The organism is Actinokineospora spheciospongiae (assembly GCF_000564855.1).
GTDB classification, from domain to species: domain Bacteria; phylum Actinomycetota; class Actinomycetes; order Mycobacteriales; family Pseudonocardiaceae; genus Actinokineospora; species Actinokineospora spheciospongiae.
Map to the genome: position 1 here is coordinate 1 of NZ_AYXG01000198.1, position 14,003 is coordinate 14,003.

Below are 14,003 nucleotides of genomic sequence, written 5' to 3' on the forward strand. Positions count from 1 at the left end.
AAAGCCTGTCTGGGCGGTGGGGCATCTCTTCAGCCCCACCTGACACGCTGGATCGCATGATCGCTGTAGGGGCCCCGCCCAAGCAGATCCACCCACCCGGGTACCACCACCAAACGACCGGGTTCTTGAACCCCAGCCACGGCTGAGCAGATCCACCCACCCGGGCACCCAGCGAAAAACCAGCGCTCCCAAGGGATTCAACCGGGCACCAACGCAACCCCGCCGGAAGACCTCAGTCGAGCGCCCGCTTGAGGAACCCCTTGATGCCGATGGCCCCGAACAGGACACAGGAACCGACCATCACCAGCAGGTTGATCCACATGGGAATGTGCGGCACCTGCGGGACCAGCTCCGCGCGCATCGCCTCGCTCACGTAGGTCAGCGGGTTGAGCGCGCAGACGACCTGGAACCAGCGCAACTGCTCCAGCCCCATCCACGGGAACTGGGTGCTGCCGGTGAACATCAGCGGCATCAGGATCACCGCGAACATGATGTTGATCCGGCGCGGCGGGACGGAGGTGCCGATGACCATGCCGATGGCGCCGCCCGCCAGCGAGCCGAGCACGACGATCAGGAAGACCGGCAGGTACGAGCCCGCGGGCCAGCTCACGTCGTCCAGGATCAGGAAGCCGATCGGCACCATCACCGCGGCGGCGATGATGCCGCGCAGCGCCCCGAACAGGATCTTCTCCACCGCGACCCAGGAGATGGGGATCGGGGCCAGCAGCCGGTCCTCGATCTCCCGCGTCCAGGAGAAGTCCATGATCAGCGGCATCGTGGTGTTCTGCAGCGCGCCGAGGAACCCGTTGAGCGCCACGATGCCCGGCAGCAGGATCGCCGCGTAGTCCCCGCCGACGTACCCGAGGCTGGTGAGCACCTTGCCGAAGATGAACAGGGTGAAGAACGGCTGCACCACCACCTGGGCGAGGAACGGCAGCAGTTCGCGGCCGGTGACGACGACGTCGCGCCACAGCACCGACCAGAAGGTGCGCAGGGACGTCCCGAGGCCGACGGGCGAGGACGTCGTGGTTTCGGCGCCGGCGGTTCCGGTGCCGGTGGTCTCGGTGGTGGTCATCGGAGCTCCCGCCCGGTCAGGTGGATGAACACGTCTTCCAGGCTCGGCGTCCCGATGGACAGGTCGGACACCTCGCACGATTCGTCGCCGAGCACCCGCAGGACGGCGGGCAGCACCACGGCCGCGTCGTGCCCGGTGTAGAGGCGGTACTGGGCGGTGCCCGCGGCGGCGGCCGGGGCGGCGGGTGCTCCGGCGGGCATTCCCGGCATCCCCGGTGGCAGGCCGGGCGGCATCCCCGCCGGGGCGGCCGCACCGGCCCTGATCGACTCCACCCGCTCGACCCCGTCGATGCCCCCGAGCGCGGCTTCGACCCTGGCCGCCTCGGTGTCGCCGAGCCGCACGGTGACGCTGACCGTGGTGCTGCCCGGCAACCCCTTGGTCAGCCCGGCGGGCGTGTCGAGCGCGAGCAGCTTCCCGTGGTCGACGATCCCGATGCGGTCGCAGAGCTTCTCCGCCTCGTCCATGTCGTGCGTGGTCAGCACGACGGTGACCCCCTCACCGCGCAGCTCGGCGACCCGGTCGTGCACGAACAACCGCGCCTGCGGGTCCAGCCCGGTCGACGGCTCGTCGAGGAACATGACCTTCGGCCGGTGCATGAGCGCCCGGGCGATCATGATCCGCTGCGCCTGCCCGCCGGAGACCAGGTCCACCTTGTCGCCCGCCCGGTCGGCGAGCCCCATCCGGTCGAGGATCTCGTCCGCCCGCTTGTTCCGCTCCGCCCGACCCACCCCGTGGTAGGCGGCGTGGAACAGCAGGTTCCCCCGGATGTCCAGCGACCGGTCCAGGTTGTTGCGCTGCGGCACGACGGCCAGCAACTGCCGCGCCCGGGTGGCCTCGGCGACGACGTCGACGCCGAGGATTCTCGCCTTGCCGCCGGTGGGCATGACCCGGGTGGTCAGCACCCCCACCGTGGTCGTCTTGCCCGCCCCGTTGGGCCCCAGGAGTCCGAAGACCTCACCCGGTTCGACGGAGAAGCTGAGACCGTCGACGGCGGGTTTGGGGCTCTTCTTGTACTGCTTGACCAATTCGATGACCTCGACCGCGCTCACGCGGGTCAGGGTAGCGGGGAGGCGGTGGTCGGCCGCGCGGTTTTCGGCTGCTGTCCGGTTTGGGGGAACTCCTGGGGTTTCGGTGCTGTTGGGCCGATTCGGCGGTGCTGGGGCATTCGGGTGCGTGGTTCGTCCCGGCCTCCTCCTCGGTTGTGCGTTCCCGGGCGGGCGGGGTCACCAGCCGGTGGGGAGGGGGCGGCCTTCGGCGAAGCCCGCGGCCGACTGGACACCCACCACCGCCTTGCGGTGGAACTCCTCGAGGGTCGTGGCGCCCGCGTAGGTGCAGGCGCTGCGGACGCCGGAGCAGATGGCGTCCAGGAGGTCTTCGACGCCGGGGGCATGGGGGTCCAGGCGCATCCGGGAGGCGGAGATCCCCTCCTCGAAGAGGGCTTTGCGGGCCCGGTCGAAGCCGCTGTCGGTGCGCGTGCGGGCGGAGACGGCGCGCTTGGAGGCCATGCCGAAGGATTCCTTGTAGGCGCGGCCCTGTTCGTCGCGCAGGAGGTCGCCGGGGGACTCGTAGGTGCCCGCGAACCAGGAGCCGACCATGACCGAGGCCGCGCCCGCCGCCAGGGCGAGGGCCACGTCCCGGGGGTGGCGGACGCCGCCGTCGGCCCAGACGTGCTTGCCGAGGGCGTGGGCGGCCTCGGCGCACTCCTGGACCGCGGAGAACTGCGGGCGGCCCACGCCGGTCATCATCCGGGTGGTGCACATGGCGCCGGGGCCCACGCCGACCTTGATCACGTCGGCGCCCGCCTCGACGAGGTCGCGCACGCCGTCGGGGGTGACGACGTTGCCCGCGACCACGGGGACGGACGGGTCCACGGCGCGGACCGCGCGCAGGGCGGTGAGCATCTTCTCCTGGTGGCCGTGGGCGGTGTCCACCACGAGGGTGTCCACGCCCGCGTCCAGGAGCGCTCCCGCCTTGGCCGCCACGTCGCCGTTGACACCCACGGCCGCCGCCACCCGGAGGCGGGACTCGCCGTCCAGGGCCGGGGTGTAGATGTCGGCGCGCAGCGCCCCCTTGACGGTGAGGACACCCGCCAGGCGGCCGTCGGTGTCGACGGCCACGGCGATCCTGGTGGTGCGGCCGTCCAGGGCGTGGAAGACCTCGCGGGGGGCGGTGGAGACGGGGAGCGTGAGCACCGCCGGGTCGGCCACCTCGCGCAGGCGGGTGAAGCGGTCGACGCCCAGGCACGCCGCCTCGTCCACGGTGCCGATGGGCTTGCCGTCGTCGTCGACCACCACCACGGCGCCGTGGGCCCGCTTGGGCAGCAGGTTGAGGGCGTCGGCGACCGCGTCGCCCGGGCCCAGGACCAGCGGGGTGTCCCAGACCGGGTGCCGGGCCTTGACCCAGGCGGTGATGTCGGCGACCGCGCCGGGGTCGACGTCCTGCGGGAGCACGACCAGGCCGCCGCGCCTGGCGACCGTCTCGGCCATCCGCCTGCCAGCGACGGCGGTCATGTTGGCCACCACGACGGGGATGGTGGCGCCCGTTCCGTCCGAAGTGGACATGTCGACGTCGAAGCGGCTCTCCACCGGGGACCTGCCCGGCACCAGGAAGACGTCGTCGTAGGTGAGGTCGTGCTGCGGTGTGGCGTGGTAGAAGCGCATGGGAGGAACGTTACGGCGTCCGGGCCCGGCGCGCGAAAAGTTGTCCACAGGGTGCGTTTCGGCTGGTGGGCCGATTGGCGGGAAGCGTCCACTAAGGATTTGGCGGTGCGCCGGGCAGGAGGGCTCGCACCGCGTCGATCGGGTCGGCCTCGGCGGGGGTCTTGTCGGGGCGGTAGCGCACGACCCTGGCGAAGCGCAGCGCCACACCGCCCGGGTAGCGGGTGCTGACCTGCACGCCGTCGAGGGCGATCTCCACGACGACCGACGGCCGCAGGTACACCGCCCAGTCGTCGCGGTGGGACTCGTGGGCGGGGAACTCCTCGGTCTGCCTGCGCAGGAGTTCGTCGGTGAGGCCCTTGAAGGTCTTGCCGACCATGACCGGGGGACCGCCGTCGGGGTCGCGGGCGCCGAGGTGCAGGTTGGACAGGAGGCCGGTGCGGCGGCCGTGGCCCCACTCGGCGGCGAGGACGACCAGGTCGAGGGTGTGCACCGGCTTGACCTTCTGCCACGCCTTGCCGCGCCTGCCCGCCGCGTACACCGAGTCCAGGGACTTGACCACGACGCCCTCGTGGCCCGCGGCGAGGGCGGCCTCGGTCAGGTCGTCGGCCCGCTCCGGGGTGGGTTCGAGGACACCGGGGACGACGTGTTCGCCGACGGCCCGTTTCAGCGCCCGGTTGCGCTCGCGCAGCGGGGCGTCGAGCAGGTCGGTGCCGTCGAGGTGCAGGCAGTCGAAGAACCACGGGCGCAGGAGGAGGGCCTTGACCTGTTCGTCGACGGTGCTGCCGAAGCGGGACATGGTCTCCTGGAAGGGGCGGGGGCGGCCGTCGTCCTGGAGCGCGAGCGTTTCGCCGTCCAGGACGGTGCTGTGGCAGGGGAGGCCGCGGACGAGGTCCACCAGTTCGGGGACGCTCGCGGTGATGTCGCGCAGCGTGCGGGTGTACACGAAGACGGTGTCGCCGTCCTTGTGGACCTGGATGCGGGCGCCGTCGAGCTTGAACTCGACCAGGCAGGGGGCCAGTTCGGCGAGCGCGTCGTGCAGGGTGGCGCCGGGGGAGGCGAGCATCGGGCGGACCGGGCGCCCGAGTTCCAGCGCAAACGCTTGCAGCGCCGCCGAACCGCCGTCGAGGGCGGCGCGGGCGGTGGCGGGGAGGCGCCCGGAGAGCATGAAGGCGCGGCGGACGTCGGCCCCGGGCACGTCGGCGGCGCGGGCCACGGCGTCGAGCATCACGCCTTCGAGCGCGCCCTGGCGCAGCTCGCCGGTGAGCAGGGCGCGGAGGAAGTCCTGCTCGGCCCGGGTGGCCCGGTCGAGCAGGTCCTTGAGCAGTTCGGCGCGGGCGGCGGTGGAGCCCTTGCCGCTGGTCGCGGCCACCGCGGTGAAGGTGGTGTCGACATCGGTGGCGGTCAGGGTGGAGGTTTCGGCGGGTCGGTCGAGCAGGGCGTGCAGGGTCCGCCAGCCCGCCCCGATCCGGCCCTGCCGGGGCGCCCCGGCGAGGAACGCCACGACGACCTCGACCTCGTCCGGCCCGTCGGCGCGCACCAGCAGCCCGGCCAGCGCGTCGACCTTGGCCAGCCGGGACCGCGTCCGGCCGACCTCGGCGGACACCGCCACGACCTCGCCGAATGTCAGCATGGCCCCCATGGTGCCCCGGGGGACCGACATCCGCGACGCAACCGCGGGGCAGGTGGTGGCACCGGTGGCCGCGCCCCGGGGCATCCGAATCAGCCGGTGTGCGGATGATCCGGTCCGGGAACGGCAGGCGCCGCACCCCGCGCCACCCGTACAGTGCCGACTTCGTGGACACCCCTCAGGTGCTGGTGACCGGGTCCTCCGGTGTGGTGGGCGCGGCGATCGCCCGTGAGCTGCACTCGGCCGGGTGGGCGGTTCGCGGGTGGGACGCCCGGCCGGGGCGGTGGACCACCCACCGGGGCGATCTGCGCGACGCCGCGGTGCGCGCCCGAGCCGTCGCGGGCGTGGAGGCGGTCGTGCACACGGCCGCGCTGCACGCCCCGCACGTCGGGAGCGTGCCCGACGGTGAGTTCCGCTCGGTCAACGTCGACGCCACGGCTGCCCTGCTTGAGCGGGCGGCCCGGTGCGGTGTGCGGCGGGTGGTCTACACCAGCAGCACCTCGGTGTACGGGAACGCCCTGGTGCCCGGCGACCGCGCCGTGTGGGTGGACGAGAAGCTCATCCCGCGGCCCCGCGACGTCTACGACGAAACCAAGCTCGGAGCCGAGGCGCTCGTGGGTGCCCACGGCGATGAGCGGTTGTCGACGGTGGTGCTGCGCATCGCCCGCTGCTTCGCGGAGGCCCCGGCGGTCCGGGCCGCGCACCGGCTGCACCGCGGGGTCGCCCTGTCGGACGTGGCCCGTGCGCACCGTCTGGCGCTTCAGCGCCGGGACGCAAGCGGTGCTCTCAACATCGCGGGGCCGTTGTTGTTCAGGCCGGAGGACACCGAGCGGCTGTGGCTCGACGCCCCGGCCGTCATCGCGCGGCGCGCACCAGAGGTGGTGGCGTTGTTCAGGCGGCATGGCTGGCCCCTGCCCGCGAAGATCGACCGGGTCTACGACTCGCGGGAGGCGTCCAGGCGACTGGGTTACCACCCCGCGCAGGGCCCCGCTTCGCCCGCCGAGGATGAGCCCGGGTGAACGGCCCGCGTCAGCGGCCCCCGGCGTCGGACGGGTCCAGGTCGACGTCGATCCAGTCCATCACCATCGACAGGTAGTGCCCGACCACGGCGGACTGCTTGGGCGAGAGCACGACGCTGCGCCCCTCCCCGTCGGTGATCGTCACGTCCGGCATCCGCAGCGTCATCAGCGCCTCCGGCACGCCGTCGTGCCCGGGCACCCGCCAAGTGCGTTCGGCGGGGGCGCGGTCCATGAGGGCGCGGTGCAACCGCTCGGTGATCGAAGCGGCCGTCGGGGCGTCCGCCGACGCATCCGTTGAAGTGTCCACAGTGGTCTCATCCGGTCCCATGCCGACAGGGTGGCCTGTTGCGAGCGGTGCACGCCAGGGACCGATCGTGTGATTGTGTCTCGGGGGGCGATGTGGAGAACATCGCGGTCATGCCAGGAAACTCGCACACGTCCGTGCGCTCCCGCACCGTCGCAGCCGAGCTGCGCAGGCTCCGCGAGGCGCGCGGCCTCAGTTGCGCCGAGGTCGGCGAGAAGCTGGGCGCCTCCGCCAGCAAGATCAGCCGGATGGAGACCGGCCACAGCGGCTTGCAGGTGGAGGACGTCGCCGCCCTGCTGGGGTTCTACGAGGTCTCCGCGAAGAAGCGCACCGAACTGTTGGACCTGCTCAAGCGCGGGGACCAGAAGGGCTGGTGGGAACGCCAGGCCAACCTGCCGACGCTGTGGCGCTCGTTGATCGACTTCGAGAGCAAGGCGACCCGCATCCAGAACTACGAGCCGCTCCTGGTCCCCGGCCTGCTCCAGACCGACGAGTACGTGGCCGCTGTGATGCGGGGCATCGACCCGACGCTGACCGGGGCCGAGCTGGGCAACCTCATCGCCACGCGGATCGCCCGGCAGGCCAGGCTCACCGCGTTCGGCGGACCGCAGTTCCTCGGCGTGATCCACGAGGCGGCCCTGCGTATCCCGGTGGGCGGCACCAAGGTGATGATCCGCCAGCTCCGGCGGCTGATCGAACTCAACGAGCGGCCGAACGTCACCCTGCGGGTGGTGCCGATCAGCGCGGGCGCCCATGCCGGGCTGCGAGGGCCGTTCGCCATCCTGGAGTTCGCCGAGGAACCCGCGCTGGTCCTGATCGAGAACCAGGACACCGGGCTGCTGCTCGAAGAAGAGGCGGATTTGGCCGGGTACCGGCTCGCGCTGCGCAATATTCTGAGTGAGGCCGTTGCACCCGATGCAACAGAAACAGTGTTGGCGGCCTTGATCACCGAGCTGAACAAGTGAAAGGAGCGCGGATGTCTGCGCTTGACCTGAGCACCGCCCGCTGGCGCAAGAGCACCCGCAGCAGCAACGTGGCCAACTGCGTGGAACTGGCCACGCCCGGCCCGGTGGCGATCCGCGACTCCAAGAACCCGGACGGCCCGGCGCTGGTGTTCCCGGAGTCCACCCTGCCGTCCCTGCTCGCCCACGTCAGGTGACCCGCCGGGGTCGGGCCGCACCGGCCCGACCCCGAGCGGCTACCTGCCGCCGCGCGCCATCCGCAGGACGTCCAGGGCCTCGTCGAGCTGGGCCTCGGTGAGCTTGCCGGAGTCCACGTGGCCGCGTTCGAGGACCACCTCGCGGATGGTCCGGCGCTCCTTGAGCGACTGCTTGGCGATCGACGCCGCCTCCTCGTACCCGAGGTAGGTGTTCAGCGGGGTCACGATCGACGGCGACGACTCCGCCAGCTCGCGCAGGTGCTCCACGTTCGGCGTGATGCCCCCGACGACCTTCGACGCCAGCAGGCGGGCGACCGCGGCGAGGAGGCGGGCGCTCTCCAGGACGTTGCGGGCGATCACCGGCAGCATCACGTTGAGCTGGAAGTTGCCCTGGGTGCCCGCGAACGCCACCGCCGCGTCGTTGCCGATGACCTGGGCGACGACCATCATCGTCGCCTCCGGGAGAACCGGGTTGACCTTGCCGGGCATGATCGACGAGCCCGGTTGCAGGTCCGGCAGGGCGATCTCGCCCAGGCCGGTGCGCGGGCCGGAGCCGAGCCAGCGCAGGTCGTTGGCGATCTTGAACAGCGACACCGCGACCGTGCGCAGGGCACCGGAGGCCTCCACCACCGAGTCCTGGGTGGCCTGGGCCTCGAAGTGGTCGCGCGCCTCGGTCAGCGGCAGGTCGGTGAGCTGGGCCAGCTCCGCGGCGACCGCCATGCCGAAGCCGTCGGGGGCGTTGAGGCCGCTGCCGACGGCCGTGCCGCCGATGGGCAGCTCCGCCAGCCTGGGCAGGACCGCGTGCAGGCGCTCGACGCCGAAGCGGAGCTGGGCTGCCCAGGCGCCCGCCTCCTGGCCCAGGGTGATCGGGACGGCGTCCATGAGGTGGGTGCGGCCGGACTTGACCACGTCCGCCCAGTCCTCGGCGCGGTCCTCGATCGCTTCGGCGAGGGTTTCCAGGGCCGGGACCACGTCGGTGGCCAGGGCCTCGGTGGCGGCGACGCGCAGGGTGGTGGGGAAGGTGTCGTTGGACGACTGGGAGGCGTTGACGTGGTCGTTCGGGTGGACCTCCCGGCCCAGGGCCCGCGTGGCGAGGGTGGCGATGACCTCGTTGGCGTTCATGTTCGACGAGGTGCCGGAGCCGGTCTGGAAGACGTCGATCGGGAACTGGTCGTCGTGCGCGCCCCCGGCGACCTCGGTCGCGGCCGCGGCGATGGCCTCGGCCACGTCGTCGTCGAGGACGCCGAAGCGGGCGTTCACCCTGGCCGCGGCGGCCTTGAGCAGGCCGAGGGCGCGGATCTGCGCCCGCTCCAGGCCGCGGCCGGAGATCGGGAAGTTCTCGACCGCCCGCTGGGTCTGGGCGCGCCACAGCGCGTCCGCCGGAACCCTGACCTCGCCCATGGTGTCGTGCTCGATGCGGTAGTCGGTCATGACCCCAGTCTCGCCCGGATCAGGGGTCTTCGCGGGGTGCGCAATGTCGTCTTCGCCACATAGGGTGGATCGCACCACCACTTCCCTGGAGAGCGGGGACGCATGACCTCTCCCATCGACGTCGACCTGCTGATCGTCGGCGCGGGCCCGACCGGGCTCTACGGCGCCTACTACGCCGGGTTCCGCGAGCTGACCACCGCGGTGGTGGACTCGCTGCCGGAGGCGGGCGGGCAGGTGACCGCCATGTACCCGGAGAAGATGATCTACGACGTGGCGGGTTTCCCCGCCGTGCGCGGGCGCGACCTGGTGCGGGCGCTGGTCGACCAGGCCGACCAGTGGAAGCCGACCTACCTGCTGGGGCGGCGGGCGCACGCGCTGTCCGAAGAGGACGGCCGGTTCACCGTCGGGCTGGACGGCGGGGTCTGCGTGCGGGCCAGGTCCGTGCTGATCACCGCCGGGATCGGCGAGTTCACGCCGCGGCCGCTGCCCGCCGGGACCGGCTGGCTCGGGCGGGGCATGGTGCACTTCGTGCCCGCGCTGGACGCGCACCGGGGGCAGGACGTGGTGGTCGTCGGCGGCGGGGACTCGGCGTTCGACTGGGCGCTCGCGCTGCACGCGATCGCGGCGAGCGTGACCGTCGTGCACCGGCGGGCCCGGTTCCGGGCGATGCCCTCCACCGTGCGGCAGGTCCAGGGGCTGGGCGTGCGGATCGTCACCGACGCGGAGGTCGTGTCGTTCAACGGCGAGCAGGAGTTGCGCTCGGTGTCGATCGCGGTGAAGGGGGTCGACGGGGAGGAGGAACTGCCCGCCCAGGCCGTCGTCGCCGCGCTCGGGTTCACCGCCGACCTGGGGCCGATCGAGTCGTGGGGGCTGGAGGTCGCGCACCGGTCCATCCCGGTGGACTCGACCATGCGGACCGGCCGGGACCTGGTGTACGCGGCGGGGGACGTCGCGGCCTACCCGGGCAAGGTGAAGCTGATCGCCACCGGGTTCGGGGAGGCGGCCACGGCGGTGAACAACATCGCGGTCGCGCTGGACCCGGCGGCCCACCTGTTCCCTGGGCACTCCAGCGGCGGCGAGTGACCCCATCGGAACGCGGGAGCGGCGCCCGGATCTCCGGGCGCCGCTCCCGCGTTCGGGACTACTTGACCACCTGGACGACGTCGCCGACCTTGAGGCCGTTGTAGAAGGTCTTGGCGGCGGCATTCGACAGGTGGATGCAGCCGTGCGACTTCACCTTGAGGCTGCCCTGGTGGAACGCGATGCCGCTGTTGAAGAACACCGAGTAGGGCATCGGGGCGTCGTCGAACTCGCTGCTCTTGTGGTCGATGTCCTTCCACTGCACCTTGAAGGTGCCGGGCGGGGTCAGGTACCCGGGGCGACCGCTGGTGATCGGCACCGGGCCGTAGACGACCTGGCCGTCCTTGAGCAGCCACGACTGGTTCGCGCTCAGGTCGATGCAGGCGTCGGCGTCGGTCGTGCACGGCGTGCCCTGCGACGGGGCAGGCTTGGGCTTGGTCGTCGTGGGCTTGGGCTTGGTCGTGGTGGTGGTCGGCTTGGGCTTCGTGGTGGTCGGTGCGACCGTGGTGGTGGTGGTCGTCGTCGGTGCCACGGTGGTCGTGGTGGTGGGGGCGGCTGTGGTGGTGGTCGTCGGTGGTGCGGTGTCCGAGACCGTGGGCACCTGTGCGGCGGTGTTCCCGCCACCCGTGCCGCACGCCGACAACAGGCCCACCGCGACCGCCGCGACCCCCAGGATGACCTTGCGCATGTACCGGCTCCTCGCCACCCCCGGTCGACCGGCAGGCCGACACGTCCTGTGAGGCAAACCCTCGTGCATGGAGACGCTCCGGTGCGAGGACGGGTTGTCGAACGCGACCAACTCGTGACACACCTGCGATCGGGCGACCGGAACTCCCACGGACAGTGTCGTTCCCGGGCAGAACGAAGGCCCCGCTCCCGGTTCGGGAGCGGGGCCTTCGCGGGTGCCGCTACGGCAGCGGCGGGATGGAGTCCTCGGCCGTGCCCTCGGAGATGCGGTCGAAGTCCACCGAGCTGTACTCGCGGAGCTTCGTCAGGCGGTGGAAGCCGTCGATCATCCGCAGGGTGCCGGACTTGGAGCGCATCACGATCGACTGGGTGGTGCAGCCGCCGGAGCGGTAGTGCACGCCGCGCAGCAGGTCGCCGTCGGTCACCCCGGTGGCGCAGAAGAAGACGTTGTCGCCGCGCACCAGGTCGTCGGTGAGCAGGACCCGGTCCAGGTCGTGGCCCGCGGCGACGGCCTTGGCCCGCTCCTCGTCGTCCTTGGGCCACAGCTTGCCCTGGATGGCGCCGCCCATGCACTTGAGCGCCGCCGCGGCGATGATGCCCTCGGGGGTGCCGCCGATGCCGATCAGCATGTCGATGCCGGTGGACGGGCGGGCCGCGGAGATGGCCCCGGCCACGTCGCCGTCGGAGATGAAGTGGATGCGGGCGCCCGCCTCGCGCACCTCCCTGACGATGCCCTCGTGCCGGGGGCGGTCCAGGACGCACACCGTCACGTCGGAGACGTCGGTGTCCTTCGCCTTGGCCACCCGGCGGATGTTCTCCGCGACCGGGGCGGTGATGTCGACGACGTCGGCCGCCTCCGGGCCCACCGCCAGCTTCTCCATGTAGAACACCGCGGACGGGTCGAACATCGCCCCGCGCTCGGCCACGGCGAGCACGGCCAGCGCGTTCGGCATCCCCTTGGCCATCAGGGTGGTGCCGTCGACCGGGTCCACCGCGACGTCGCAGTCGGGGCCGTCGCCGTTGCCGACCTCCTCACCGTTGTAGAGCATGGGCGCCTCGTCCTTCTCGCCCTCGCCGATGACGACCACACCGCGCATGGACACGGTGCCGACCAGCTTGCGCATGGCGTCCACCGCGGCGCCGTCGCCGCCGTTCTTGTCACCGCGCCCCACCCAGCGGCCCGCCGCCATGGCCGCCGCCTCGGTGACCCGCACCAGCTCCATCGCCAGGTTGCGGTCCGGTGCCTCGCGGCGGCGGGTGCCGGTGGTGGACGGGGTCGGGGTACTCATGGTTGCCTCCCGGCAAAGACTGTGGTCGGGGGAACTGGACCATTTCGCATCCTCCCAGATCAGCGCGGGTCCACGCGCTGTCACCGAGCCGTGCCGCTCGTCACCCTGCGTCGCCTGCGACGATGGGGGGCGTGGCCACACCAGGAGAACCGGCCGGTCCGCCGCCGAAGAACCGTCTGAACCAGGGACTGCGGGACATGGTCCTGTCCCTGATCGCGCTGCTGGTGATCATCGCCGCATTGCTCCTGTTCAACAAGAGCTGCTCGTTCAACCCCGGTGGGCCCGCGGCGGACACGTCGTCGCTGCCCACTGTGGACGTGGAAAAGCAGTTCGAGCAGGTGGCGGGCACGCTGGACTTCCCGCTGCGGCTGCCGTCGGTGCCCGGGGAGTGGCGGGCGAACTCCAGTTCCACCGGCCCGGCCGCGCCCGCCTCGGTGGTGGTGCGCGTCGGTTGGCTGACGCCCGAGCGGTACGTGCAGCTCAGCCAGTCCGGCGCCGACCCGGCCGACCTGGTGCGGGCCGAGACGGAGAACGAGTCGCCGCCGACCGGGTCGGTCGAGGTCGACGGGACACAGTGGACGGTCCACCCGGGCAGGCGCGCGGAGCGGGCGTGGACCGTCGACCTCGGCGACACGAGCGCGCTGATCACCGGTACCGGCACCGAAGAGGAGTTCCGCACGCTCGCGCGCGCCGTGCAGACCGGCAGGCCGGTCGAGGAGGACTAGGGCGTGTCCTGCGGATCTTTCCCATGATCGTGTGCAGATGATGGGGTGTGGTCGGACGTGGTGAGCTGACGGACAAGGCCTGGGCTGCGATCGCGCCGTTGCTGCCCGCGCAGAGCGGGCAGCGCGGTGGTCGGTGGCGCAGTCACCGGCAGGTGATCGACGCGATCCTGTGGAAGGAACGCACCGGCGCGCCCTGGCGTGACCTGCCAGGACGGTATGGGCCGTGGAAGACAGCGCACGAACGGTTGCGGAAGTGGACCGCCGACGGGACGTGGGACCGGATACTGGAGCACGTGATCGTCAAAGACGACTCACTCGGGACACTCGAGGACAACGTGGCCTTCGTGGTCAGCGTCGACTCCACGAGCATCCGGGCCCACCAACACGCGGCCGGTGCCCGGAAAAAGGGGGCTGCGCGGACTGGATCGAGAACCTCGCCATCGACGGGGAATGCCTCGGACGCTCCCGCGGAGGGCTGACGACCAAGCTCCATCTGGCCGTCGACGCGGCCGGTCTGCCGCTGGCGGTGATCCTCACCCCCGGCCAGGCCGGGGACAACCCGCAACTGCTGCCGCTGCTTGAGGACATCGATGACATCGACGTCGACGGGCAGCGGGTGCGGGTCGGGCGGGTGATCGCCGACAAGGCCTACGCCCACCCGAGCACCCGCACCGCGCTACGACAGCGACGGATCAAGGCCACTATCCCCGAGCGTGTCGACCAGGTCGCCCACCGCAAGGCCAAGGGCTCGGCCGGTGGCAGGCCACCGGCCTTCGACACCGACATCTACAAGATGCGCAACGTCGTCGAACGCTGTTTCAACCGGCTCAAGCAGTTCCGCGGCCTGGCCACCAGGTTCGCCAAACGAGCCGCCTACCACCGAGCCGAGATCATCCTCGCCTGCATCGTCCTCCATCTCAAGTGAAGATCCGCAGGACAGGCCCTAG

Annotated in this window: 13 protein-coding genes and 1 pseudogene; 6 read left to right on the forward strand and 8 right to left on the reverse strand. The window is 71.7% G+C overall.

The genetic code is table 11. From position 1 onward, the window contains the following. Positions 1-232: 232 nt before the first annotated feature. The 4 genes from UO65_RS25250 to UO65_RS25265 all read right to left on the reverse strand — a co-directional run bounded on the left by UO65_RS25250 (position 233) and on the right by UO65_RS25265 (position 5,365). Positions 233-1,075: an ABC transporter permease gene (locus UO65_RS25250; RefSeq protein WP_084176253.1), complete on the reverse strand. Its 843-nt coding sequence runs from the start codon at positions 1,073-1,075 to the stop codon at positions 233-235. Next, the gene (locus UO65_RS25255) at positions 1,072-2,133 is read right to left on the reverse strand and encodes an ABC transporter ATP-binding protein (protein ID WP_084176254.1); all 1,062 of its coding nucleotides are present in this window, start codon (positions 2,131-2,133) and stop codon (positions 1,072-1,074) included. The genes UO65_RS25250 and UO65_RS25255 overlap by 4 nt, the downstream gene beginning before the upstream one ends. A gap of 165 nt (positions 2,134-2,298) precedes the next feature. Next, the gene (locus UO65_RS25260) at positions 2,299-3,735 is read right to left on the reverse strand and encodes a GuaB1 family IMP dehydrogenase-related protein (RefSeq protein ID WP_035287110.1); all 1,437 of its coding nucleotides are present in this window, start codon (positions 3,733-3,735) and stop codon (positions 2,299-2,301) included. 91 nt (positions 3,736-3,826) lie between these two features. Next, entirely contained in the window at positions 3,827-5,365 is a 1,539-nt protein-coding gene (locus UO65_RS25265; RefSeq protein ID WP_035287134.1) for an ATP-dependent DNA ligase, read from the reverse strand. A gap of 164 nt (positions 5,366-5,529) precedes the next feature. On the opposite strand from UO65_RS25265, the gene UO65_RS25270 reads away from it, so the two are divergent. Beyond that, on the forward strand, positions 5,530-6,381 hold the full coding sequence (locus tag UO65_RS25270; RefSeq protein WP_200873463.1) for an NAD-dependent epimerase/dehydratase family protein: 852 nt from the start codon (positions 5,530-5,532) through the stop codon (positions 6,379-6,381). Between the two features lie 10 nt (positions 6,382-6,391). Here UO65_RS25270 and UO65_RS25275 read toward each other — a convergent pair whose 3' ends face one another. Beyond that, positions 6,392-6,709 carry a hypothetical protein gene (locus tag UO65_RS25275; protein ID WP_152552263.1) on the reverse strand — a complete coding sequence of 106 codons (318 nt, stop codon included), beginning with the start codon at positions 6,707-6,709 and terminating at the stop codon, positions 6,392-6,394. Between the two features lie 89 nt (positions 6,710-6,798). Here UO65_RS25275 and UO65_RS25280 point away from each other — a divergent pair, with 89 nt between their 5' ends. Next, the gene (locus UO65_RS25280) at positions 6,799-7,650 is read left to right on the forward strand and encodes a helix-turn-helix domain-containing protein (RefSeq protein ID WP_035287138.1); all 852 of its coding nucleotides are present in this window, start codon (positions 6,799-6,801) and stop codon (positions 7,648-7,650) included. A gap of 11 nt (positions 7,651-7,661) precedes the next feature. Next, complete coding sequence (locus UO65_RS25285) at positions 7,662-7,844, forward strand: DUF397 domain-containing protein (RefSeq protein ID WP_035287116.1); 183 nt, start codon at positions 7,662-7,664, stop codon at positions 7,842-7,844. Between the two features lie 39 nt (positions 7,845-7,883). Here the strand turns inward: UO65_RS25285 and UO65_RS25290 are convergent, their stop codons facing one another. After that, positions 7,884-9,275, reverse strand: a complete 1,392-nt coding sequence (locus tag UO65_RS25290; RefSeq protein ID WP_035287119.1) for a class II fumarate hydratase — start codon at positions 9,273-9,275, stop codon at positions 7,884-7,886. 102 nt (positions 9,276-9,377) lie between these two features. Between UO65_RS25290 and UO65_RS25295 the strand changes: the two genes are divergently transcribed. Further along, positions 9,378-10,358 carry an NAD(P)/FAD-dependent oxidoreductase gene (locus tag UO65_RS25295; protein ID WP_035287122.1) on the forward strand — a complete coding sequence of 327 codons (981 nt, stop codon included), beginning with the start codon at positions 9,378-9,380 and terminating at the stop codon, positions 10,356-10,358. Positions 10,359-10,416: 58 nt separating this feature from the next. Here UO65_RS25295 and UO65_RS25300 read toward each other — a convergent pair whose 3' ends face one another. Continuing rightward, entirely contained in the window at positions 10,417-11,043 is a 627-nt protein-coding gene (locus UO65_RS25300; RefSeq protein ID WP_035287126.1) for a L,D-transpeptidase, read from the reverse strand. Between the two features lie 220 nt (positions 11,044-11,263). Further along, positions 11,264-12,331: a class II fructose-bisphosphatase gene (gene glpX, locus UO65_RS25305; protein WP_035287129.1), complete on the reverse strand. Its 1,068-nt coding sequence runs from the start codon at positions 12,329-12,331 to the stop codon at positions 11,264-11,266. Positions 12,332-12,453: 122 nt separating this feature from the next. On the opposite strand from glpX, the gene UO65_RS33665 reads away from it, so the two are divergent. Together UO65_RS33665 and UO65_RS34990 are read left to right on the forward strand one after the other, a co-directional pair. Further along, positions 12,454-13,056, forward strand: coding sequence for a DUF4245 domain-containing protein (locus tag UO65_RS33665; protein WP_084176255.1), 603 nt, complete (start codon positions 12,454-12,456; stop codon positions 13,054-13,056). Between the two features lie 47 nt (positions 13,057-13,103). Further along, positions 13,104-13,981: pseudogene (locus tag UO65_RS34990) on the forward strand (IS5 family transposase). The last annotated feature ends 22 nt before the right edge of the window (positions 13,982-14,003 follow it).